Origin of the sequence: Streptomyces sp. NPDC090442, from assembly GCF_044769405.1 — a bacterium.
Classification (GTDB): Bacteria; Actinomycetota; Actinomycetes; order Streptomycetales; family Streptomycetaceae; genus Streptomyces.
Map to the genome: position 1 here is coordinate 142,000 of NZ_JBIVXW010000011.1, position 21,256 is coordinate 163,255.

General features: G+C 71.2%; 23 protein-coding genes and 5 tRNA genes. 9 read left to right on the top strand and 19 right to left on the bottom strand.

Features of this window, described 5'->3' with window-relative positions:
* Positions 1–7: 7 nt before the first annotated feature.
* Positions 8–193 (top strand): 50S ribosomal protein L28, encoded by a 186-nt coding sequence (rpmB, locus tag ACIQU6_RS11060; protein WP_006602870.1) that lies wholly within the window; start codon positions 8–10, stop codon positions 191–193.
* A 135-nt stretch (positions 194–328) separates the two neighbouring features.
* Here the strand turns inward: rpmB and thiD are convergent, their stop codons facing one another.
* Together thiD and ACIQU6_RS11070 are read right to left on the bottom strand one after the other, a co-directional pair.
* The gene (gene thiD / locus ACIQU6_RS11065; RefSeq protein ID WP_403481331.1) at positions 329–1,144 is read right to left on the bottom strand and encodes a bifunctional hydroxymethylpyrimidine kinase/phosphomethylpyrimidine kinase; all 816 of its coding nucleotides are present in this window, start codon (positions 1,142–1,144) and stop codon (positions 329–331) included.
* Between the two features lie 9 nt (positions 1,145–1,153).
* On the bottom strand, positions 1,154–2,122 hold the full coding sequence (locus ACIQU6_RS11070) for a thiamine-phosphate kinase (RefSeq protein ID WP_403481332.1): 969 nt from the start codon (positions 2,120–2,122) through the stop codon (positions 1,154–1,156).
* Between the two features lie 158 nt (positions 2,123–2,280).
* On the opposite strand from ACIQU6_RS11070, the gene ACIQU6_RS11075 reads away from it, so the two are divergent.
* Together ACIQU6_RS11075 and ACIQU6_RS11080 are read left to right on the top strand one after the other, a co-directional pair.
* A complete protein-coding gene (locus ACIQU6_RS11075) occupies positions 2,281–2,514 on the top strand; it encodes an Lrp/AsnC family transcriptional regulator (protein ID WP_274913048.1) in 234 nt (77 codons plus the stop codon).
* 9 nt (positions 2,515–2,523) lie between these two features.
* The gene (locus ACIQU6_RS11080) at positions 2,524–3,018 is read left to right on the top strand and encodes a DUF3515 domain-containing protein (protein WP_403481333.1); all 495 of its coding nucleotides are present in this window, start codon (positions 2,524–2,526) and stop codon (positions 3,016–3,018) included.
* A gap of 346 nt (positions 3,019–3,364) precedes the next feature.
* On the opposite strand, the gene ACIQU6_RS11085 is transcribed toward ACIQU6_RS11080, so the two are convergent.
* From ACIQU6_RS11085 to ACIQU6_RS11095, 3 genes are all read right to left on the bottom strand, one after another.
* The gene (locus tag ACIQU6_RS11085; protein ID WP_403481334.1) at positions 3,365–4,501 is read right to left on the bottom strand and encodes a D-alanine--D-alanine ligase family protein; all 1,137 of its coding nucleotides are present in this window, start codon (positions 4,499–4,501) and stop codon (positions 3,365–3,367) included.
* Positions 4,502–4,605: 104 nt separating this feature from the next.
* The gene (locus ACIQU6_RS11090; RefSeq protein ID WP_403481335.1) at positions 4,606–5,607 is read right to left on the bottom strand and encodes an NAD(P)H-dependent glycerol-3-phosphate dehydrogenase; all 1,002 of its coding nucleotides are present in this window, start codon (positions 5,605–5,607) and stop codon (positions 4,606–4,608) included.
* Positions 5,604–6,479 carry a lysophospholipid acyltransferase family protein gene (locus tag ACIQU6_RS11095; RefSeq protein WP_403481336.1) on the bottom strand — a complete coding sequence of 292 codons (876 nt, stop codon included), beginning with the start codon at positions 6,477–6,479 and terminating at the stop codon, positions 5,604–5,606. The genes ACIQU6_RS11090 and ACIQU6_RS11095 overlap by 4 nt, the downstream gene beginning before the upstream one ends.
* A 140-nt stretch (positions 6,480–6,619) precedes the next feature.
* On the opposite strand from ACIQU6_RS11095, the gene cofC reads away from it, so the two are divergent.
* On the top strand, positions 6,620–7,387 hold the full coding sequence (cofC, locus tag ACIQU6_RS11100) for a 2-phospho-L-lactate guanylyltransferase (RefSeq protein ID WP_403481337.1): 768 nt from the start codon (positions 6,620–6,622) through the stop codon (positions 7,385–7,387).
* Here the strand turns inward: cofC and ACIQU6_RS11105 are convergent.
* The 5 genes from ACIQU6_RS11105 to leuC form a co-directional block, all read right to left on the bottom strand.
* Entirely contained in the window at positions 7,368–7,571 is a 204-nt protein-coding gene (locus tag ACIQU6_RS11105) for a hypothetical protein (RefSeq protein WP_403481338.1), read from the bottom strand. The genes cofC and ACIQU6_RS11105 overlap by 20 nt on opposite strands.
* Positions 7,572–7,672: 101 nt before the next feature.
* Positions 7,673–8,329 (bottom strand): HU family DNA-binding protein, encoded by a 657-nt coding sequence (locus ACIQU6_RS11110; RefSeq protein WP_403481339.1) that lies wholly within the window; start codon positions 8,327–8,329, stop codon positions 7,673–7,675.
* Positions 8,330–8,454: 125 nt separating this feature from the next.
* Positions 8,455–8,700 (bottom strand): hypothetical protein, encoded by a 246-nt coding sequence (locus ACIQU6_RS11115; protein WP_274913057.1) that lies wholly within the window; start codon positions 8,698–8,700, stop codon positions 8,455–8,457.
* A 136-nt stretch (positions 8,701–8,836) separates the two neighbouring features.
* The gene (gene leuD / locus ACIQU6_RS11120) at positions 8,837–9,430 is read right to left on the bottom strand and encodes a 3-isopropylmalate dehydratase small subunit (protein WP_403481340.1); all 594 of its coding nucleotides are present in this window, start codon (positions 9,428–9,430) and stop codon (positions 8,837–8,839) included.
* Between the two features lie 5 nt (positions 9,431–9,435).
* Complete coding sequence (gene leuC, locus ACIQU6_RS11125; RefSeq protein ID WP_403481341.1) at positions 9,436–10,866, bottom strand: 3-isopropylmalate dehydratase large subunit; 1,431 nt, start codon at positions 10,864–10,866, stop codon at positions 9,436–9,438.
* A gap of 174 nt (positions 10,867–11,040) precedes the next feature.
* On the opposite strand from leuC, the gene ndgR reads away from it, so the two are divergent.
* Positions 11,041–11,760: an IclR family transcriptional regulator NdgR gene (ndgR, locus tag ACIQU6_RS11130; RefSeq protein WP_018541140.1), complete on the top strand. Its 720-nt coding sequence runs from the start codon at positions 11,041–11,043 to the stop codon at positions 11,758–11,760.
* Positions 11,761–11,973: 213 nt separating this feature from the next.
* Here ndgR and ACIQU6_RS11135 read toward each other — a convergent pair.
* From ACIQU6_RS11135 to ACIQU6_RS11175, 9 genes are all read right to left on the bottom strand, one after another.
* A tRNA-Glu gene (locus tag ACIQU6_RS11135) sits at positions 11,974–12,046 on the bottom strand.
* 21 nt (positions 12,047–12,067) lie between these two features.
* Positions 12,068–12,139: transfer RNA gene (locus ACIQU6_RS11140), tRNA-Gln, on the bottom strand.
* A 16-nt stretch (positions 12,140–12,155) separates the two neighbouring features.
* Positions 12,156–12,228, bottom strand: a tRNA-Glu gene (locus ACIQU6_RS11145).
* 62 nt (positions 12,229–12,290) lie between these two features.
* Positions 12,291–12,363 (bottom strand) — tRNA-Glu (locus ACIQU6_RS11150).
* 21 nt (positions 12,364–12,384) lie between these two features.
* Positions 12,385–12,456 (bottom strand) — tRNA-Gln (locus ACIQU6_RS11155).
* Positions 12,457–12,548: 92 nt separating this feature from the next.
* Positions 12,549–13,274: an HAD family hydrolase gene (locus ACIQU6_RS11160; RefSeq protein ID WP_403481342.1), complete on the bottom strand. Its 726-nt coding sequence runs from the start codon at positions 13,272–13,274 to the stop codon at positions 12,549–12,551.
* A gap of 121 nt (positions 13,275–13,395) precedes the next feature.
* Complete coding sequence (gene gltX, locus ACIQU6_RS11165) at positions 13,396–14,877, bottom strand: glutamate--tRNA ligase (protein ID WP_403481343.1); 1,482 nt, start codon at positions 14,875–14,877, stop codon at positions 13,396–13,398.
* A complete protein-coding gene (locus ACIQU6_RS11170; RefSeq protein WP_403481344.1) occupies positions 14,870–15,643 on the bottom strand; it encodes a fumarylacetoacetate hydrolase family protein in 774 nt (257 codons plus the stop codon). The genes gltX and ACIQU6_RS11170 overlap by 8 nt, the downstream gene beginning before the upstream one ends.
* A gap of 81 nt (positions 15,644–15,724) precedes the next feature.
* Positions 15,725–15,910: a hypothetical protein gene (locus tag ACIQU6_RS11175; RefSeq protein ID WP_403481345.1), complete on the bottom strand. Its 186-nt coding sequence runs from the start codon at positions 15,908–15,910 to the stop codon at positions 15,725–15,727.
* 594 nt (positions 15,911–16,504) lie between these two features.
* Here ACIQU6_RS11175 and ACIQU6_RS11180 point away from each other — a divergent pair.
* The 4 genes from ACIQU6_RS11180 to ACIQU6_RS11195 all read left to right on the top strand — a co-directional run.
* Entirely contained in the window at positions 16,505–20,038 is a 3,534-nt protein-coding gene (locus ACIQU6_RS11180) for a nitrate- and nitrite sensing domain-containing protein (RefSeq protein WP_403481346.1), read from the top strand.
* A 9-nt stretch (positions 20,039–20,047) separates the two neighbouring features.
* Entirely contained in the window at positions 20,048–20,461 is a 414-nt protein-coding gene (locus ACIQU6_RS11185) for a roadblock/LC7 domain-containing protein (protein WP_403481354.1), read from the top strand.
* A gap of 112 nt (positions 20,462–20,573) precedes the next feature.
* Positions 20,574–20,984, top strand: a complete 411-nt coding sequence (locus ACIQU6_RS11190; protein ID WP_016576235.1) for a DUF742 domain-containing protein — start codon at positions 20,574–20,576, stop codon at positions 20,982–20,984.
* Positions 20,965–21,256: GTP-binding protein (locus ACIQU6_RS11195; RefSeq protein WP_403481347.1), on the top strand; the 292-nt coding region annotated here is incomplete at its 3' end. The genes ACIQU6_RS11190 and ACIQU6_RS11195, both read left to right, overlap by 20 nt.

Consider the following 21,256-nt stretch of genomic DNA (forward strand, 5'->3'; position numbering starts at 1 on the left):
GTGACCCGTGGCTGCCAACTGCGACGTCTGCGGCAAGGGGCCGGGCTTCGGCAAGAGTGTCTCGCACTCGCATCGCCGCACCAACCGTCGTTGGAACCCCAACATCCAGACGGTGCGTGCAGTGATCGGGCGCACGCCGAAGAAGCTGAACGCCTGCACCTCGTGCATCAAGGCCGGCAAGGTCTCGCGCTGACGCCTTAGCCGTAGCGCAGCCCCGCCGGTTGCTGAGGAAGCCGGTCCACCATCACGGTGGGCCGGCTTCTTGCCGTGGGTCGGCGGGCTGTCGCGAGTCCTACGGGGACGGTCATGAGCCCAGCCGCCGGCGCGATCAGCGGGTGCGCAGCCGCCAGCCGTGGTCGACCGGTCCGATGCCCGCGCCCAGTCGGAAGCCGGCCGCGATCGCGCCGCTGACGTACTCCTTCGCCGCCGCGGCGGCCTGCGGGACGGTGTCCCCCCGGGCGAGCCGGGCCGCGAGGGCGCTGGCGAGGGTGCAGCCGGTGCCGTGGGTGTGCCGGTTGTCGTGACGGGGGGCGCGCAGCCAGTGCTCCTCGACGCCGTCGGTGAGCAGGTCCACGGCGGTGCCCGCGGCATCGGCTGCGTCGGCCGGCAGGTGGCCGCCCTTGATGAGCGCCCAGCGCGGCCCGAAGGCCAGGATCGCGTCGGCGGCCCGCCGCATCCCGTCCGCGGTGCTGACCCGCACGCCGGTGAGCTGGGCGACCTCGTCGAGGTTGGGGGTGGCGACGGTCGCGGTCGGCAGCAGCTTGGTGCGGACCGCGTCCAGGGCGGAGGCGGCCAGCAGCGCGTCGCCGTGCTTGGAGATGCCGACGGGGTCGACGACGACCGGGGCGGTGAGGCCGGCGAGCAGCTCCGCGACGGTGGTGACGAGCGCGGCCGAGGACAGCATCCCGGTCTTGACGGCCTGCACGCCGATGTCGTCGACGACGCTGCGGAACTGGGCCCGCACCGCCTCGGCGGGGAGCTCCCACGCGCCCTGGACGCCCAGCGAGTTCTGCGCGGTGACCGCGGTCAGCACGCTCATGCCGTGGGTGCCCAGCGCCAGCATCGTCTTCAGGTCGGCCTGGATGCCGGCACCGCCGCCGGAGTCGGAGCCGGCGACGGTCAGCACGCGGGGTGGTGTCTCCATGCCGCGAATCTACTCGGCGTCCCCGTTGTCGCCGAAGTGGTCCCAGCCGGCCTTGGCCCACGGGGCACCGTCCACCGTCACCTGGGGCAGTGCCGAGGGGTTGAGGACCTCGCCGATCACCTTCCAACGGGCGGGCAGCTTCACGTCGGACGGGAAGGTGGCGACGATGGCGTGGTCCTCGCCACCGTTGAGGACCCACTGCATCGGGTCCACGCCGACCGCGGTGCCGATGTCGGACATCTGCGAGGGGATGTCGATCATGGCCGACCGCAGGTCGATGCGGACCTTGCTGGCGTCGGCGATGTGCCCGAGGTCGGCGACGAGCCCGTCGCTGACGTCGGTCATGGCGGTGGCGCCGAGCGCGGCCGCGGCCGGGCCCGCGTGGTACGGGGGTTCGGGGCGGCGGTGTGCCTCCACGAAGGCGCGCGGGGAGCGGAAGCCGCGGGTGAGCACCGCGTGGCCGGCGGCGGACCAGCCGAGCCAGCCGGTCACCGCGACCACGTCACCGGGCTGGGCACCGGCCCGGGTGACCGGCTCCTGGTTGCGCAGGTCGCCGAGGGCGGTGATGGCGACGGTGATGGTGTCGCCGCGGACCACGTCCCCGCCGACCACCGCGGCGCCGGCCACCTGGCACTCGTCGCGCAGCCCGTCCATCAGCTCGGTCGCCCAGGTCGCGGGGAGTTCGGCGGGGACGACCAGGCCGAGCAGGATCGCGGTGGGCACCGCGCCCATCGCCGCGATGTCGGCGAGGTTCTGCGCGGCGGCCTTGCGGCCGACGTCGTAGGCGGTGGACCAGTCGCGGCGGAAGTGCCGGCCTTCGAGGAGAATGTCGGTACTGGCGACGACCCTGCGGTCCGGCGCGGTGACCACCGCGGCGTCATCCCCAGGCCCGATCCGTACGGCGGGAGTGGAGGTGAGCCGGGAGGTGAGCTCTCTGATAAGCCCGAACTCCCCCAGCTCGCCCACGGTGCCCTTCATGCTGTTGCCCTTCCGATGTGTACGGACGGTCCGTACGTGGCTGACGACGGCGCCGCACCGACCGCGTTCACCGCGCGGGTCTCCCCGCTCCGCTCGGTGACGCGGTACCGTGGCGTCCCTTCTTCCCACATGATCCTCGTAGCCGCCCTGGAGGTTCCGTGGTACAGGCTTACATCCTGATCCAGACCGAGGTCGGCCGGGCCTCGGCGGTGGCGGAGGTCATCGCGAAGCTCCCCGGCGTGCTCCAGGCCGAGGACGTGACCGGACCCTACGACGTCATCGTGCGCGCCCAGGCGGACACCGTCGACGAACTGGGTCGCATGGTGGTCGCGAAGGTCCAGCAAGTGGAAGGCATCACGCGGACGCTCACCTGCCCGGTGGTCCATCTCTAGCTCCCCCGTATGCTCGGCCGGGTGATACGCGCCCCACGCCGGTACCCGGCCGCCCTGCCCCTGCTCGTCGCGGTGTGCGCGGTCGCGGGGTGTTCGTCCGCCCCGGAGGTCGCGGCGCCCTCCCCCACGGGCGACGCCGCGCGGGCCTGCCGGGCGCTCCACCGGGACCTGCCGCGGACCGTCGACGGGCTCACGCGGGGTACCGCCGAGCCGGTCTCGGACTTCACTACCATATGGGGCGATCCTGCCGTGGAGCTGCGCTGCGGGGTGCCCCAGCCGGAGGTGCTCAGGCACGGAAGTGAACATTACAACCCCAACCCCGACTCCGCGGAAGTCGACGGAGTCCAGTGGCTCTTCGAGAAGCAGGACGACGGCTACCGCTTCACGACGGTGCTGCGGAAGGTCTACGTCGAGGTGACGGTGCCGGGGAAGTACGCCCCGGAGGTCAACGTCCTCCCGGACCTCGCGGACGCGGTGAAGCACAGCATCCCGGCCGGCGTGTAGCCGACGCCGGAGGTGACCGGCGCCCGACGGGTGGCCGACCTGGCGACTCCCCACCGGCACCGGACGCACCGGCACGAGGCTGCCGACGGACCGTGTGAACCGACCCGCGGAACGTACCGGCGGTGCACCGGCGTGGAGCCGAGACACCACAGCGCCGGGCGGGCCGGCACCTCGCACGTGCCGGCGAGCCACCGACGCACCACGCGCGACCACCGCGGCGGCGCGGGCCGGCGGGCACGTACGTGGTTGACGCCCGGGAATACCCGCCCGCCGCACGCACGTTGAGGCCCCGCAGGGGGCGCGCACATTCCCTAGGGGATCTGTTCGCCCGCCCCCAACTCCCCGCTCAGCGCAGCCCCGTTGAGCGGCGCAGGGCGGCCTGGAGGAGCCGGTCGATGAGCTCCGGGTAGCTGACGCCGCTTTCCTGCCACATCCGCGGGTACATCGAGATGGGCGTGAAACCGGGCAGCGTGTTGATCTCGTTGATCACGAACTCGCCGTCGTCCAGCAGGAAGAAGTCCGCCCGGACCAGCCCCTCGCAGGACGCCGCCTCGAAGGCTTCGACCGCCAGTTCCTGGACGCGGGCGGTCTGCTGCGCGGTCAGCGGCGCCGGCACGATGCCGGCGGCCGAGTCGATGTACTTGGCCTCGAAGTCGTAGAAGTCGTGCGCGGTGACCGGCGGGATCTCGGCCGGCGCGCTGGCCCGCGGGCCGTCCTCGAACTCCAGCACCCCGCACTCGATCTCGCGGCCGCGCAGCAGCGACTCCACGATGATCTTGGGGTCGTGGCGCCGCGCCTCCTCGATCGCCTCGTCCAGCCCGGCGAGGTCGTCGACTTTGCTGATGCCCATGGACGAGCCGGCCCGCGCCGGCTTCACGAACAGCGGCCAGCCGTGCTCGCCGGCGAACTCCACGATCTTCCTGCGGGCCCCGGCGGCGTCCCGCTCCCACTCGCGGGGGCGGATGACCTCGTACGGGCCGACCGGCAGCCCGAAGGAGGCGAACACCCGCTTCATGTAGTCCTTGTCCTGGCCGACGGCCGAGGCGAGCACCCCGGAGCCGACGTAGGGCACCCCGGACAGCTCCAGCAGGCCCTGGAGCGTGCCGTCCTCGCCGTACGGGCCGTGCAGCACGGGGAAGACGACGTCGACCTCACCGAGGACCTTGGGGACCGCTCCCGGCTCGCTGTAGACGACCTCGCGGTTGGTGGGGTCGGCGGAGAGCACCACCGCGCCGTCGCCGCCCTCGGCGAGCTCGGCCACGTTGGGCAGCCGCCGGTCCGTGATCGCCATCCGCGCGGGGTCGTCGGCGGTCAGCGCCCAGCGGCCGTCGGTCGTGATGCCGATGGGCAGCACGTCGTACTTGTCGCGGTCGATGGCGGCCAGCACGGCTCCGGCGGTGACCACGGAGATGGCGTGCTCGGAGCTGCGGCCGCCGAACACGACGGCGACGCGGGGCTTGTGGGAGGTGGTCTCGCTGCTCATATCGGCTTGAGGGTACCTGCTGGTAGGGGTTGCGGCGGCGCGGCGGGGCGGGAGGTGCCGCCGCGCCCCGGCGCCGTTGCGGGGCGGTGGGAACGGGTGGGGGCTCAGTGCCGCTCCGGTTTGGCGCTGCGGGACATCAGTTGCTTGAGGGCCACCAGCGGCGGCTTGCCCTCGTGGACGATCTCCACCACGGTCTCGGTGAGCGGCATGTCGACGCCGTGCTTGCGGGCCAGATCCAGCACGGATTCACAGGACTTGACGCCCTCGGCGGTCTGCTTGGTGACCGCGATGGTCTCCGCCAGGGACATGCCCCGGCCGAGGTTGGTGCCGAAGGTGTTGTTGCGGGAGAGCGGCGAGGAGCAGGTGGCGACGAGGTCGCCCATGCCCGCCAGGCCCGCGAAGGTGTGCGCGTCGGCACCCATGGCCAGCCCGAGCCGGGTGGTCTCGGCCAATCCGCGGGTGATCAGGGACGCCTTGGCGTTGTCGCCCAGGCCCATGCCGGTGGCGATGCCGACCGCGAGCGCGATGACGTTCTTGACCGCGCCGCCCAGTTCGCAGCCCACCACGTCGGTGTTGGTGTACGGGCGGAAGTACGCGGTGTGGCAGGCGGTCTGGAGGCGGCGGGCGACGTCCTCGTCGGCGCAGGCGACCACCGCCGCGGCGGGCTGCTTCGCGGCAACTTCCTTGGCGAGGTTGGGGCCGGTCAGCACCGCGACGCGTTCCGCGGGGACCTTGGCGACCTCCTCGATGACCTCGCTCATGCGCTTGGCCGTGCCCAGCTCAACTCCCTTCATCAGGGAGACCAGAACGGTGTCGGAGGGCAACAGGGGCGCCCACTCTGCGAGGTTGGCGCGCAGCGTCTGGGAGGGCACGGCGAGGACGGTGAAGTCCGCACCGCGGGCGGCCTCGGCCGGATCGGTGGTGGCCCGTACGCCCGCGGGGAGTTCGACGCCCGGCAGGTAGTCCGGGTTGGTGCGGCCGGTGTTGATGGCGTCGACGAGGGCCGCTCTACGCCCCCACAGGGTCACCTCGCATCCCGCGTCGGCGAGCACCATCGCGAATGCGGTGCCCCAGGACCCCGTGCCGAAGACGGCGCAGCGCGTCACTTGCCTTCATCCTCCTGTGCCTGACCGGTGCTTCGGGTGGTGTGCGTGGGGGCGGCCGGTGCGGTGGACTCGGCCGGTTCCAGGACGGCGTCGTCGGCACGGGCCGCCTCGGCGGCCTTCGTGGCCCGCGCGGCCTCGCGGGCGGCCCGCCGTTCCCGGGCGATTTCCTTGCGGTAGTCGAAGGGTTCGGCCGGCGCGGTTTCGCCGCGGATTCCGGCCAGTTCGACGGTGATGGCCGTCATGATCTTCTCGGTGACGGCGCGCAGCACCTCGGCGGTGGGCTCCTGGCCGTAGAACTCGCTGAGGTCCACCGGCGGACCGGCCTTGACGCGCAGCGTCTTGCGCGGGAGGAGCCGGAGCTTCTTCTCCTTGGCGTACGGCGGCATCGCCTCGTTGGCGCCCCACTGGGCGACGGGGATGACCGGCGCCTTGGTCAGCAGCGCGACCCGGGCGGCGCCGGTCTTGCCCTGCATGGGCCACAGCGCGGGGTCGCGGGTGAGGGTGCCCTCCGGGTAGAAGGCGACGCATTCGCCCTTCTCGATGGCGTTCACGGCGGCGCGGAAGGCGGTGGCGGCGTCGGTGGTTTCCCGGTAGACGGGGATCTGTCCGGTGCCGCGCATCACCATGCCGACAAAGCCGCTCTTGAAGAGCCCGGCCTTGGCGAGGAATCGCGGGACCCGCCCGGTGTTGTACTGATAGTGCGCATAGGAGAGCGGATCAAGATACGAGTTGTGGTTGACCGCGGTAATAAAACCGCCGTCGGCCGGAATGTGCTCCATTCCCCGCCAGTCCCGCTTGAACAGAACCAAGAGCGGCGGTTTGCAGATGACCGCGGCCAAGCGGTACCAGAAGCCGATTCTGCGGCGGGACACTGGGACACCCTCCTTGTGGGACCTGCGAAGCTGCTGCGAGCCGGCAGCCGCACAAGTGTCGCCCCGTGTACCCGCTATGTCGAGAACACCGTAACCCCGTCGCTGAAGGAAAGGCCCGGCGGCAGGTGAGAATGATCCCGATGCGAAGAGACGGAGCGGATGTGCGCTGGAGCCTCGTTGTACCGCTGAAACCGCTGGTGCGGGCCAAGAGCAGGCTCTCCGAAGCCGCCGGTGAGGAGTTCCGGCCGCGGTTGGCGCTGGCATTCGCACTGGACACCGTGGCGGCTGCGCTGGCCTGCGCGGACGTGCGGGATGTGGCGGTTGTCACGGACGATCCGGTGGCCGGGGAGCACTTGACGGCGCTGGGGGCGCGCATTGTGCCGGACGCTCCGGCCAACGGACTGAATGCCGCACTGGCCCACGGTGCGGCCGTGGTAAGGGCCCACCGACCCGACGCCCCGGTCGCCGCGCTGAACGCCGATCTGCCGGCGCTCCGCCCGGCCGAGCTGGCGGTGGTGCTCCATTCCGCCGCGCTTTTTCCCCGCGCATTTCTCGCGGATGCGGCGGATATCGGGACAACGCTTCTGTCCGCGACTTCCGGTACGGAATTGGACCCGGCTTTCGGGGGTGCCTCGCGGGCCCGTCACCTGGCGTCCGGGGCCCGGGAGATCGCCGCGCCGGACGTGCCGTCGGTGCGTCGGGACGTGGACACCGGCGACGATCTGCGGGCCGCGCTGGCGCTGGGCGTGGGCCCGCACACCGCGCGGCAGGCCCCGCGGGTGCCGGGCTGGGCCGCGTGGGCGGGCGTCGGCGCCGTTCCGGGCCGCCGGGAGGCCCCGGTGGCCGTGGACGCCGCGGGCGCCCCGGGTGCGGTCGTGCCGCCGCCGCTCAGAGCGTCTGGAGCGTGACGAGGACGATCCGGCGGTCGACACCCTCGCCGGTGACCTCGATCCGCACGCGTTGACCGGGCCGCAGCAGGAGCAGGCCGCCCGCGTCGAAGGCCGCCGCGTCGAAGGGCAGCGGGGTCCCGTCGTCCAGCAGCACGCTGCCGGCGCGGGTCGTCTCGTCGTAGGTGTACGCGGTCGCCTGCATGAGGCCAGCGTAGACGGGGCGTTGACGGATCACGCACCGCGGGCCGGGCTCCCCGAAGGGAGACCGGCCCGGCGCATGGCGTTGCGTTGCCGCCGCTTCAATTACCGCTTGCGAGCAGTGGTCTTCTTGGCGGTCGTCTTGCGCGCCGTGGTCTTCTTGGCGGGAGCCTTCTTCGCCGTGGCCTTCTTGGCGGGCGCGGTCTTCTTCGCCGTGGCCTTCTTGGCGGTGGTCTTCTTCGCCGTGGCCTTCTTCGCCGCCGTCTTCTTCGCCGGCGCCGCCTTCTTGGCGGTGGCCTTCTTGGCGGTGGCCTTCTTCGCCGCGGTGGCCTTCTTCGCCGCCGTCTTCTTCGCCGGCGCCGCCTTCTTGGCCGCGGCCTTCTTGGCGGCGGCCTTCTTCGCCGCGGCCTTCTTGATGGTGGCACCACCGGTCAGGCTGCCCTTGGGCGCCTTCTTGACGGCGACCTCACCGCCCCTGGGGAGCTTCTTCGAGCCGCTCACCAGGTCCTTGAAGCCCTGGCCCGCGCGGAAACGGGGCACCGAGGTCTTCTTGACCCGCACGCGCTCACCCGTCTGCGGGTTGCGGGCGTAACGGGCCGGGCGGTCGACCTTCTCGAACGAGCCGAATCCGGTGACCGAAACGCGGTCGCCGGAGACAACTGCCCGGACGATTGCGTCCAGTACGGCGTCCACCGCGTCCGCGGCGTTCTGGCGGCCGCCGACCTTGTCGGCAATGGCTTCTACGAGCTGCGCCTTGTTCACGTCTTCCCCTTCGGAGACATTGCTGGAACGAAAGTTTCCAAGCCTTTTCGCACGTTAGGCAGATATATACCGCAAATCAAACACGAAACGGGCTAATCACCCTTGTGCCGCAACGGACTCGACCTTCACGGACTTCCATCGGCATGCACATCTTCGGGATAACGACCTTCGTCAAGGTCATGCATGAACCACTCCAGACGCCTTGCCGCGTCCGCAAGATCGTGTTTAGCCGCGGCCGTGATGACGAGCAGCTTCCGGGTCAGCGCCATCCGTACGCCCTCCGGGACTTGCAGTGTCCGCACTCTTGCGTGTGCGTCCTTGAGTCGGTCGGCGACGGAACCGTAGAGCTTGAGTTGGTCGTCGCGTTCCATGCGCTAATTGTGCCATCTGCGGCGAGTTGTCGCTTCACGGGGCCTCAACACCGGCCTCAACACGGCGATGCGCCCCCCGCCAACTGCACAGGGGGCGCATCGTACGCAATGAGCCTTTGAGCCATAAAACCCGAGGTCAGACCTCGATGGTACGCGGTTTGAACGCGGGCCTGTTCGCCTCGTAAGCGGCGATCGAAGACTCCTCCCGAAGGGTGAGGCTGATGTCGTCCAGACCCTCCAGGAGTCGCCAACGGGCGTTCTCGTCCAGGGTGAAGCCGGCGGTGATGCCCTCGGCGCGCACCTCGCGTCCGACGAGGTCGACCGTGACTTCAGCGGTGGGGTCGGACTCCACCAACTGCTGCAGCCGGTCCACGGTCTCCTGCGGCAGGACCACCGTCAGCAGGCCGTTCTTCAGGGAGTTGCCCCGGAAGATGTCCGCGAAGCGGGACGAGATGACGGCCTTGAAACCGTAGTTCTGCAGTGCCCAGACTGCGTGTTCACGGGAGGAGCCGGTGCCGAAGTCGGGGCCGGCCACCAGGACGGTGGCGCCCTTGTGCGCCTCCTGGTTGAGGACGAACTCGGGGTCCTTGCGCCACGCCTCGAACAGGCCGTCCTCAAAGCCGTCCCGGGTGACCTTCTTCAGCCAATGGGCCGGGATGATCTGGTCGGTGTCGACGTTGCTGCGGCGCAGCGGAACGGCCCGTCCGGTGTGGGTGGTGAATGCTTCCATGGTGTTCAGACTCCCGCGGGCGTGGCGACGGTGGCGTCGGACAGGTCGGCCGGCGAGGCCAGGTGGCCGAGAACCGCCGTTGCGGCGGCGACCTGGGGCGAGACGAGGTGGGTGCGACCGCCCTTGCCCTGCCGGCCCTCGAAGTTGCGGTTGGAGGTGGACGCGGAGCGCTCACCGGGCGCCAACTGGTCCGGATTCATGCCCAGGCACATCGAGCAACCGGCGTGCCGCCATTCGGCGCCGGCGGCCGTGAACACCCTGTCCAGGCCCTCCTCGACGGCCTGGAGGGCGACCCGGACCGAGCCCGGGACCACCAGCATCCGTACGCCGTCGGCGACTTTGCGGTCCTTGAGGATCTCGGCGGCCGAGCGCAGGTCCTCGATACGGCCGTTGGTGCACGAACCTACGAAGACGGTGTCCACGGAGATCTCGCGCAGCGGCTGACCCGCCGTCAACCCCATGTATTCCAGGGCCTTTTCGGCGGCGAACCGCTCCGAGGGGTCCTCGTACGAAGCCGGGTCGGGGACCCGCGCCGAAAGCGGCGCGCCCTGGCCGGGGTTGGTGCCCCAGGTGACGAACGGGGCCAGCGACGCGGCGTCGATGACGACCTCGGCGTCGAAGACCGCGTCGTCGTCGGTGCGCAGCGTCTGCCAGTACGCCACCGCGGCGTCCCAGTCCGCGCCCTGCGGGGCATGGTCGCGGCCCTGGAGGTAGTCGAAGGTGGTCCGGTCGGGTGCGATCATGCCGGCCCGGGCGCCCGCCTCGATCGACATGTTGCAGATGGTCATCCGGGCTTCCATCGACAGCTTCTCGATGGCCGAGCCGCGGTACTCGATGACGTAGCCCTGGCCGCCGCCGGTGCCGATCCTGGCGATGATCGCCAGGATCAGGTCCTTGGCGGTGACGCCGTCGGGCAGTTCGCCGTCGACGGTGATGGCCATGGTCCGGAACGGGGCCATCGGCAGCGTCTGGGTCGCCAGGACGTGCTCGACCTGGCTGGTGCCGATACCGAACGCCAGCGCGCCGAACGCGCCGTGGGTGGAGGTGTGACTGTCACCGCAGACCACGGTGGTGCCGGGCTGGGTCAGTCCCAACTGCGGTCCCACGACGTGGACAACGCCCTGCTCGACGTCGCCCAGCGGATGCAGCCGGACGCCGAACTCCGCACAGTTCTTGCGCAGGGTCTCCAACTGCGTGCGGGAGACCGGGTCCGCGATCGGCTTGTCGATGTCGAGGGTGGGGGTGTTGTGGTCCTCGGTGGCGAGGGTCAGGTCCGTGCGCCGGACCGTGCGACCGGCCTTGCGGAGACCGTCGAACGCCTGCGGGCTGGTGACCTCGTGCAGCAGGTGCAGATCGATGAAGAGGAGGTCGGGCTCGCCTTCCGCGCGCCGGACGACGTGGTCGTCCCAGACCTTCTCCGCAAGTGTCCGTCCCATCGCTTTCCCTCCGGCCGGCCGCAGTGCCGGCCTTGCTCGTGTGTGCGCGGTGACCCGCGAATCTCCCCTGGCGGGCCTGACGCCGGGCCCTGGTCGGGGGCCGCAGCTACAGAGTGACGACTTCGCTGGAAAATTGAACTTGCGTTTCACACTGTGAGACGCGAGTATCGTTGCATGGACAACTCTAGCGGCGTCGGCGTTCTCGACAAGGCAGCACTGGTTTTGAGCGCTCTGGAGTCCGGTCCGGCCACCCTCGCCGGGCTGGTCGCGGCGACCGGGCTCGCACGACCCACGGCCCACCGGCTGGCCGTGGCACTGGAACACCACCGGATGGTGGCGAGGGACATGCAGGGCCGGTTCATCCTCGGCCCGCGCCTCTCCGAACTGGCCGCGGCGGCCGGCGAGGACCGCCTCCTGGCCACGGCCGGCCCGGTGCTCACGCATCTACGGGACGTGACGGGCGAGAGCGCCCAGCTCTACCGTCGGCAGGGCGACATGCGGATCTGCGTGGCCGCGGCGGAACGGCTGTCCGGACTGCGGGACACCGTCCCGGTGGGCTCCACGCTGACCATGAAGGCCGGTTCGTCGGCCCAGATCCTGATGGCCTGGGAGGAGCCGGAGCGGCTGCACCGCGGCCTCCAGGGCGCCCGCTTCACCGCCACCGCGCTCTCCGGCGTACGGCGCCGCGGCTGGGCCCAGTCGATCGGCGAGCGGGAGCCGGGCGTGGCCTCGGTCTCGGCGCCCGTGCGCGGCCCCTCGAACCGCGTGGTGGCCGCCGTCTCGGTCTCCGGCCCGATCGAGCGGCTGACCCGCCACCCGGGCCGGATGCACGCCCAGGCGGTCATCGACGCCGCCGCCCGCCTCTCCGAGGGCCTGCGCCGCAACGGCGGCTGAGACACCCCACCGGCCGGCCCCGCTCCCCCGCGGCGGCCGGCCGGCCCGCTCCCGGGCCTCCGCGCCGACCGTCGCCCCAAGTCCCCGCGCGGCGCGGATCGTTGCCACCGGGCCGGCACCAACTCCCCCGCACCGCAGGGCGGTTGCCCCACACCGTCCCCAAGACGCGGAAAAGGCCCCCCGCTTGAAAGCGGAGGGCCTTTTCCTGTGACGTACCCCCGACCGGATTCGAACCGGCGCTACCGCCTTGAGAGGGCGGCGTGCTAGGCCGCTACACAACGGGGGCCTTGCAGATGAGCTCTGCGAGCTGGCCTACCTGGACTCGAACCAAGACTAACTGAACCAGAATCAGTCGTGCTGCCAATTACACCATAGGCCATGGTGGTGTAGACCAGTACCCCCGACCGGATTCGAACCGGCGCTACCGCCTTGAGAGGGCGGCGTGCTAGGCCGCTACACAACGGGGGCCCTAGCGATCCTGCGTGAGTGACAGTGGGTGCGACCCAGACTGCCTCCCCGAGAAGGATCTGTACCCCCGACCGGATTCGAACCGGCGCTACCGCCTTGAGAGGGCGGCGTGCTAGGCCGCTACACAACGGGGGCCTTGCAGATGAGCTCTGCGAGCTGGCCTACCTGGACTCGAACCAAGACTAACTGAACCAGAATCAGTCGTGCTGCCAATTACACCATAGGCCATCAAAGCGCAACCCCCGGAGCCGGGGGCTTCTCCTTGATCTGCGCTTTCCGGTCCGGGCCTTTCGGCTCTCTCGGGCGGCGCAGGAAGAACATTACCTGATCGTGGAGGGTGCTCCAAAACCGATGAGCCCGTGCACCAGCTCGGGGAGCTCGGCCAGCCCACGGATGCGGTGCACGCCCGGTGGCGACGGCTCGTTGGCGCCCGCGCGGTCCAGCCATACGGGCACCAGACCGGCGTCCCGGGCGCCCAGACCGTCGAGGTCGAGGCGGTCGCCGACGTAGAGTACGTCGGCCGGTGGCAGCGCGAGGGCCGCGCAGGCCGCGGTGAACGCCTCCGGGGCGGGCTTGGCGTGCCCCAGGGTGTCGGCGCACAGGACCGCCTCGAAGTACTCGCGGATGCCCAGGGTCGTCAGCTTGCGCTCCTGGTTGGCGGTCGAGGAGTTGGAGAGCATCGCCTGACGGACCAGAGGGGCCAGCGCCTCCAGGGCCGGCACGGAATCCGGGAACAGCCGCCAGGCGGCCTCGTACTGGGCGACGTAGCGGCCGAACCAGGCGTCGGCCTCCGCGTCGCTCAGCGGGATGCCCAGGAACGTGCGGGCGCGGGCCCTGCGGTGTTCCTGGAAGCCCAGTTCGCCGGCGAGGAAGCGGGCGAACTCGGTCTCCATGACCGCGCGCCAGCGGGCCAGGGCGGTCTCCTCGCCGCCGTACGCGGCCAGCAGCCCCTCGGTGCGCAGGTGTCGGAGCACGCCGGTGCGGTCGGAGCCGGTGTAGTCGAAGAGGGTGTCGTCGAGGTCCCAGAGAACGGCACGCAGGGGCATGGTGGGAATCTTGCGGCCGGTGGGCGGGGTGAGGCAAGAGGGAATGCCGGCGGGTGGACGGCGAACGGGCCCGGAAGCGCGGTGACTTCCGGGCCCGTGGGTCCCGCGGGGTGCGGTCGGGTCAGCCGGCCAGCTTGGCCAGGGCCGCGTCGACGCGGGCGAGCGTGCGCTCCCTGCCGAGGATCTCCAGGGACTCGAAGAGCGGCAGGCCGACGGTGCGGCCGGTGACGGCGACCCGGACCGGGGCCTGCGCCTTGCCCAGCTTGAGACCGTGCTGCTCGCCGGCGGCGAGGACGGCCTCCTTCAGGGGCTCGGGGCCGGACGCCCAGTCGGCGGCCGCCAAGTTGGCGCGGGCGGTGGTGAGCAGGGCCACCGGGTCGCCCTTCATCGCCTTCGTCCAGGACGCCTCGTCCTCGACCGGCTCCGTGCGGAAGAGGAAGTCGACGTTGGCGGTGATGTCCGAGAGGACGGTGAGGCGGGTCTGGGCGTGCGGGGCGATGGCCTCCCACGCGGCCCGGTCGAAGTCCTCGGGCTCCCAGTTGGCGAACGGGGCGGTCAGCCAGGGCTCGCAGGCCGCGATGAAGTCCTTCGACTCCAGCCGGCGGATGTGCTCGGCGTTGATCGCCTCGGCCTTCTTGAGGTCGAAGCGGGCCGGGTTGGCGTTGACGTCCGCGATGTCGAACTTCTCGATCATCTCGGGGATGGTGAAGACGTCCTGGTCCGCGGAGAACGACCAGCCCAGCAGGGAGAGGTAGTTCAGCAGGCCCTCGGGGAGGAAGCCGCGCTCCCGGTAGAGGTTGAGGTTGGCCTGCGGGTCGCGCTTGGAGAGCTTCTTGTTGCCCTCGCCCATGACGTAGGGCAGGTGGCCGAACTCCGGGACGGCGGAGGCGATGTCGAGCTCGATCAGGGCCCGGTAGAGGGCGATCTGACGGGGGGTGGAGGAGAGCAGGTCCTCGCCGCGCAGGACGTGGGTGATCCCCATCAGGGCGTCGTCGACCGGGTTGACCAGCGTGTACAGCGGGGCGCCGTTGGCGCGGACGATGCCGTAGTCCGGGACGTTCTCCGGGGTGAAGGTCAGCTCGCCGCGGACCAGGTCGGTGAAGGTGATCGGCTCGTCGGGCATCCGGAAGCGGACGATCGAGGTGCGGCCCTCGGCCTCGTACGCGGCCTTCTGCTCGGCGGTCAACTCGCGGCAGGCGCCGTCGTAGCCGGAGGGCTTGCCGGCCTTGCGGGCGGCGTCGCGGCGGGCGTCGAGCTCCTCGGTGGTGCAGTAGCAGGGGTAGGCGTGGCCGGCGGCGAGCAGCTTCTGCGCGACCTCCTTGTAGAGGTCCATCCGCTGCGACTGGCGGTAGGGCGCGTGGGGGCCGCCGACCTCGGGGCCCTCGTCCCAGTCGAAGCCGAGCCAGTGGAACGAGTCCAGCAGCTGGTTGTAGGACTCCTCGGAGTCGCGGGCCGCGTCGGTGTCCTCGATACGGAAGACCAACTGGCCGCCGGTGTGGCGCGCGTAGGCCCAGTTGAACAGGGCGGTGCGGACCAGGCCGACGTGGGGGTTGCCAGTCGGGGAGGGACAGAAACGGACGCGGACGGGGGTCGCGTTAGCCACGCTTGATCACCTTGTTGGTGAGAGTGCCGATGCCTTCGATGGTGACGGCGACCGTGTCGCCGACGTTGAGGGGGCCGACCCCGGCCGGGGTGCCCGTGAGGACGACGTCGCCGGGGAGCAGCGTCATCGCCTCGGTGATGTGCACGATCAGGTCCTCGATCGGGCGGACCATGTCGCTGGTGCGGCCGAGTTGGCGCTGTTCGCCGTTGACCGTGCACTGGATGGTCAGGCCCGCGGCGACCGCCGCCGGGTCCAGGTCCGTCTCGATCCAGGGGCCGAGCGGGCAGGAGCCGTCGAAGCCCTTGGCCCGGGCCCACTGCTTCTCGGTGCGCTGGACGTCGCGCGCGGTGACGTCGTTGGCGCAGGTGTAGCCGAGGATGACCTCGGCCACCCGCTCGCGGGGCACCTCGCGGCACATCCGGCCGATGACGACGGCCAGTTCGGCCTCGTGGTGCACCTCCTGGGAGAAGGAGGGGTAGGCGAGCGGGTCACCGGGGCCGATCACCGAGGTCGACGGCTTGAAGAAGGTGACCGGCGTCTCCGGGACCTCGTTGCCCAGTTCGGCGGCGTGCTCGGCGTAGTTGCGCCCCACGCCGATGACCTTGTTGGGGAGGACCGGGGGCAGCAGGCGGACCTTGTCGAGGGGGACCTTCTGTCCCGAGCGCTCGAACTCCGCGAACGGATGTCCCTTGATGACGTCGAGTTCGTCCCCTTCGAGGACGCCGAAGCCGACGGTGCCGTCGATGGAGAATCTGGCGATGCGCACGGGTTGCCGCTGCCCCTCATGATCACTGGCCGGAGTTGACACTCCAGGCTATCGCGGGGACCTGGGCGGGCCGCCGCCCCTTTAGGCCGGGACGTCCTGCTTCGGGAGGTCGTTCAGGACGGTGCGGCGGGGATTGGCGGTCTGGCGGGGCAGTTCGACGGTGTGCTCCTGGGTCTCCGGGGCACCGAGCTCGTCGGCGTCCTTGAGGTGGGCCAGGGTGGTGCGCCGCGGGTTGGCTATGTTGCGGAACATCATCGTCGTCTTCACTGCGGTATGCCTCGCGTCTGGTCGGGAAGAGTTGCCGAACGTTGCATTTCTGCGCGTTGTCGTTCTGCGCAACTGTGTAAAGCGTCAGGCTAAGCGCGCTATTCCCTGCGGATCAGCGGGAAACTCGGCGATCTTCCTGTGAGTTTCCTCACGAAGGGTGCGACATATGCCGCATTTCCCATGATCAACATCCATGGTCGAAACGGACATTGGTGGATTGAACCGCACGTTCCGCTCCTGATCACCGCACCTGGGACAGAGGATGAGGGTGGTCGACTCGCGGACATAAGTCCGAATTCGGCGGCGGCGCCTTCTACCGGTCGTAACGCTTTCCATACATTGCGTCACCCATGTCACAGCGACCCGCTCCGCCCTTGTTGGAGATCCTGCACTGTGCTGGAATTCCACGGACCGCCGCACATTTCCGCCGGCGCGCAGGGCGCGAAGAAGCGCCGCGCGGTGGCGCCGCTCTCTCGGCCAGAGGGGGTGGCTCACCGGTCATCACGACCGCCTTGGGGGCTTCGCGGTCCCCTCCGACTCGACACCGTCCTGCCGCCCCGCGGTGGGACGCCTGGTCCAGAGGTTGCGACGCTAGTGCAGGGACGTTTCAAGAGGGATGGCAACGCCGCGGCGGACCCGGAGCTGCGCGGTGAGACAGACCGCGGTCAGACGCCGGGCGAGGACGCCGCGGACGGCGGCAAGCCCAAGAACAGCCCCAGCGGGCCCGGCAGTCGAATAGCGCTGCGCAACTGGCGCATCAGCACCCGCCTGGTCTCCCTGCTGGCCCTTCCCGTCGTCGCGGCGACGACCCTGGGTGCCCTGCGCGTCAACACCGAGCTGGAGAACATGGACCAGCTCTCCAAGATGCAGCTGCTGACGCAGATGACGCGGCAGGCCACCGAGTTGGCCGACGCGCTGCAGGCGGAGCGGGACAAGTCGGCCGGCCCGCTGGCCGGCACCGGCAACGTCAAGGACGACGCCAACGTGGTCGCCCCGCGCGAGGCCACCGACCGCGCCAAGGTCTCCTTCAACCAGGCCACCGACGACATCAAGGGCGACGACGCCACGATGGCCGGTGTCCGGGCGACCATCCTGGAGATCGGCCGCCAGCTCAACACCCTCAACGAGATCCGCGCCAACGCCTACCAGGACGACAACAACGTCGCGCGGACCGTCAACGCCTACAACCAGCTCATCACGTCCCTGCTGGACCTCTCGCAGGACATGGCGCAGGCCACCAGCAACCCGGAGATGATCCGCTCCACCCGTGCCCTGGCCGCGTTCTCGTCGGCCAAGGAGTACGCGTCGATCCAGCGCGCCCTGGTCAGTGCCGGCCTGGCGCACTCCGGCGGCCCCCAGCTCTCCGCCAACGACCGGCAGGCCGGCCGCACCGCCGAGGACGACGAGAAGGCCGCCCGGGACCGCTTCTCGCAGATCTACAGCGGCAACGCCGGCGCGCTCACCAGCGGCCTGGACGGCCACAACGACGAGATCAAGGCCGCCTCCGCGTTCGCGCACCGCGTCTTCGCCACCGGCGGCGGCATCCGCAGCCAGGACTACAAGTACCTGGACTGGTACGACTCCGACACCGTCAAGATCGACGAGATGTCGCGGATCGAGGACACCCTGCTGTCCGAGATGGACCAGAAGGCCCGCGAGCTGCGCAACACCGCGACCCAGGACGCCATCCTCAACGGTGCGGTGATCCTGCTGGTCCTCGGCGTCTCACTGGTCGGCGCGTTCGTCGTGGCCCGCTCCATGGTCCGCTCGCTGCGCCGCCTCCAGGACACCGCGCAGAGGGTCTCCCAGGACCGACTGCCCGAACTGGTCAAGCAGCTCTCGGAGTCGGACCCGCAGGACGTCGACACCTCCGTCGAGTCGGTCGGTGTGCACAGCCGGGACGAGATCGGCCGGGTGGCCGCGGCCTTCGACGAGGTGCACCGCGAGGCGGTCCGGCTGGCGTCCGAGCAGGCGCTGCTGCGGGGCAACGTCAACGCGATGTTCACCAACCTCTCGCGCCGCTCCCAGGGCCTGATCCAGCGTCAGCTCTCGCTGATCTCCGAACTGGAGTCCCGTGAGGCCGACCCGGACCAGCTCTCCTCGCTCTTCAAGCTGGACCACCTCGCGACCCGTATGCGCCGGAACGGCGAGAACCTGCTGGTGCTCGCCGGTGAGGAGCCGGGCCGCAGGTGGACCCGCCCGGTCCCGCTGGTCGACGTGCTCCGCGCCGCCGCGTCCGAGGTGGAGCAGTACGAGCGGATCGAACTGAACGCGGTCCCGCAGACCGAGGTCGCCGGCCGGGTCGTCAACGACCTGGTGCACCTCCTCGCCGAGCTGCTGGAGAACGCCACCTCGTTCTCCTCCCCGCAGACCAAGGTCAAGGTGACCGGTCACGCGCTGCCCGACGGCCGCGTCCTGGTCGAGATCCACGACACCGGCATCGGCCTCTCCCCCGAGGACCTGTCGGCGATCAACGAGCGGCTGGCCAGCCCGCCGACCGTGGACGTCTCAGTCTCCCGGCGGATGGGCCTGTTCGTGGTCGGCCGGCTGTCGCTGCGACACGGCATCCGCATCCAGCTGCGGCCCTCCGACTCCGGCGGCACCACCGCCCTGGTCATGCTGCCGGTCGACGTCGCCCAGGGCGGCAAGAAGCCGGCGCCGAGCACCGCCAAGAGCCCCTCGGAGGGCGGTGGCACGCCCACCAGCCGGCTCGCCGGGCTCCAGCCGCGCGGCCAGGTCGGCTCCGGCCCCGGCGGGCGGCCCCCGCTGCCCGGCCGCGGCGGCCCCGGTGGTGCCCCCAACGCCTTCGGTGCGCCCGCGCCCGGTGGGCGCGACACCGCACCGTCCGCCCCGGCGGCCGGCGGCGAGGCCCGCCCGGCCGGCGACGGCTCCCGGCCCGCACTGCCGGTCCGCGGCGCGGACGCCCACCGCGGCGCCGAGGAGGCCCGCACCCCGACCGTGGCCCCGCCCGCCGGCCTGCCCCCGCGCGAGGAGCGTCCGCAGTTGCCGACCCGGCAGTCGGGCCCGGCGGCCGAACTCCCGGGCGGCGGCGCCGGATCGGCCCCCGCGGACCCCGCGCGGCCGGACGACGCGCCCCTGGGCGTGCGCCGGGACCGCGGTGCCGACGACGACTGGCCGATGGCGCCCCGCGAGGCCCAGGACCACCCGCGCGGCCACGAGGAGCCAGAGGTCGCCGACCCCTTCAAGCGGTCCGCGCCGGCCGCCGGCCCCGGCGACACCGCCGCGTTCCCCCGGCCCGACTTCGGCGGACCGCGACCGGGCGGGACGCCGAACGAGGCCCCGGCCGCCACCGGCCCCGAGCCGGCCCGGGCGGCCGGCGGCCCCGGCGACACCGGGCAGTTCGCCCAACTCGACGCGCACACGGGCCAGTTCGCACGGCCCGAGCAGGACACCGGGCAGCACCCGCGCCCCGACGCCGACACCGGGCAGTTCGACACCGGGCAGTTCGACGCCGGCCAGTTGGAGACCACCGGGCAGTTCCCGCACCCCCAGAGCGAGCCGGCCGAGCCGGCCGGTCGGGCGCCGCGGCCGGAGGCCGGTCGGGCGCAGGCCGGCGAGCCCCCGCTCGGTGGCGACCCGTTGCGCGACCCGCTGGACGGGGCCCCGAGCGACGGCGCCGGCGACATCCGCACCCCGATCTTCGACACCATCGAGTCCAACTGGTTCAACACCCCGGCCGCGGCGGCCGCAGGTGTACCGCCGCTGCCGCGCCGCGGCGCCCCCGAGGACGGCGGGACGCCGGCCGGGGCGTCGAACGGCGGTGCCCCGGCCGACGGTGCCCGCCCGGGCACCCCGGCCGACGCGAACGCGCAGTGGCGGACCTCGCCGAACGACGAGGTGTGGCGGCAGGCCGAACAGGTCCGCCAGCCGGCCTCGGGCGGGGTCACCACGTCCGGGCTGCCCCGCCGGGTGCCGCGCGCCAACCTGGTCGCCGGCACCGCGCAGCAGCAGCCCCCGCAGGGCGGTCCGCAGGTCTCCCGCGCACCCAGTGACGTGCGCGGCCGGCTGACCAATCTCCGCCGGGGCATCCAGCAGGGCCGGCAGGCCGGGACGTCGTCCACCGGCACCCACGGCACTGTCGATCCCACTCACCAGCAGGAGCGTTAGTTGAGTCCGATGAGCCAGGCGGCGCAGAATCTGAACTGGTTGATCACCAACTTCGTGGAGAACACCCCCGGGGTGTCCCACACGGTGGTGGTCTCCGCGGACGGACTGCTCCTCGCGATGTCCGAGGGCTTCCCCCGCGACCGCGCCGATCAACTGGCGGCCGTGGCCTCCGGGTTGACGTCGCTCACCTCCGGCGCGTCCCGCATCTTCGAGGGCGGGAGCGTCAACCAGACCGTGGTGGAGATGGAACGTGGTTTCCTCTTCATCATGTCGATCTCCGACGGATCGTCGCTGGCCGTGCTGGCGCACCCCGAGTGCGACATCGGCCTCGTCGGTTACGAGATGGCCCTGCTGGTCGACCGCGCGGGCACCGTCCTGACACCCGACCTGCGGGCAGAACTGCAGGGCAGCCTGCTGAACTGAGTGCCCGCGGCGTCCGCAGCGCCGCACCGCACCCGGTGACCCCTCATCCATCCGAGCCGCACCCCCCACCGGCCCAACCCGACGACCGACTGTTGTCCCGTCCGGAGGACTCATGACCCCGCCACCCGCCACTTCCGGCCCGTACGGTGCCTACAGCTCAGCGCCGTACGGGAGCGAAGGTGACCAGCCGTTGGTGCGCCCGTACGCCATGACCGGAGGCCGGACCCGGCCGCGCTACCAGCTCGCCATAGAGGCACTGGTCAGCACCACGGCCGACCCGTCCCAGTTGCCCGGTCTGCTGCCCGAGCACCAGCGGATCTGCCACCTGTGCCGCGAGGTGAAGTCGGTGGCGGAGGTCTCCGCGCTGCTGCATATCCCGCTCGGGGTGGCCCGGATCCTGGTGGCGGACCTGGCGGAGGCCGGGATGGTGGCGATCCACCAGCCGGGCGGCAGCGGCGAGGCGGGCGGCACGCCGGACGTGACGCTGCTGGAGAGGGTGCTCAGTGGACTTCGCAAGCTCTGAGGTCGGCCCCGGCGCGGCCCCGGCCCGCTCCACCACCTCGGCGAAGATCGTGGTGGCGGGCGGCTTCGGCGTCGGCAAGACCACGTTCGTCGGCGCCGTTTCGGAGATCAACCCGCTGCGCACCGAAGCCGTGATGACCTCCGCCTCTGCGGGCATCGACGACCTCAGCCACGTCCAGGACAAGACGACCACGACCGTGGCGATGGACTTCGGCCGGATCACCCTGGACCAGGACCTGATCCTGTACCTCTTCGGCACGCCGGGTCAGGACC

Bases quoted from the DNA above. Each gene is read 5' to 3' on its own strand.
- thiD (WP_403481331.1), bottom strand. From the start codon at position 1,144: ATGGAGACACCACCCCGCGTGCTGACCGTCGCCGGCTCCGACTCCGGC.
- ACIQU6_RS11070 (WP_403481332.1), bottom strand. From the start codon at position 2,122: ATGAAGGGCACCGTGGGCGAGCTGGGGGAGTTCGGGCTTATCAGAGAG.
- ACIQU6_RS11080 (WP_403481333.1), top strand. From the start codon at position 2,524: ATGCTCGGCCGGGTGATACGCGCCCCACGCCGGTACCCGGCCGCCCTG.
- ACIQU6_RS11085 (WP_403481334.1), bottom strand. From the start codon at position 4,501: ATGAGCAGCGAGACCACCTCCCACAAGCCCCGCGTCGCCGTCGTGTTC.
- cofC (WP_403481337.1), top strand. From the start codon at position 6,620: ATGCGAAGAGACGGAGCGGATGTGCGCTGGAGCCTCGTTGTACCGCTG.
- ACIQU6_RS11105 (WP_403481338.1), bottom strand. From the start codon at position 7,571: ATGCAGGCGACCGCGTACACCTACGACGAGACGACCCGCGCCGGCAGC.
- ACIQU6_RS11115 (WP_274913057.1), bottom strand. From the start codon at position 8,700: ATGGAACGCGACGACCAACTCAAGCTCTACGGTTCCGTCGCCGACCGA.
- leuD (WP_403481340.1), bottom strand. From the start codon at position 9,430: ATGGAAGCATTCACCACCCACACCGGACGGGCCGTTCCGCTGCGCCGC.
- leuC (WP_403481341.1), bottom strand. From the start codon at position 10,866: ATGGGACGGACACTTGCGGAGAAGGTCTGGGACGACCACGTCGTCCGG.
- ndgR (WP_018541140.1), top strand. From the start codon at position 11,041: ATGGACAACTCTAGCGGCGTCGGCGTTCTCGACAAGGCAGCACTGGTT.
- ACIQU6_RS11160 (WP_403481342.1), bottom strand. From the start codon at position 13,274: ATGCCCCTGCGTGCCGTTCTCTGGGACCTCGACGACACCCTCTTCGAC.
- ACIQU6_RS11185 (WP_403481354.1), top strand. From the start codon at position 20,048: ATGAGCCAGGCGGCGCAGAATCTGAACTGGTTGATCACCAACTTCGTG.
- ACIQU6_RS11190 (WP_016576235.1), top strand. From the start codon at position 20,574: ATGACCCCGCCACCCGCCACTTCCGGCCCGTACGGTGCCTACAGCTCA.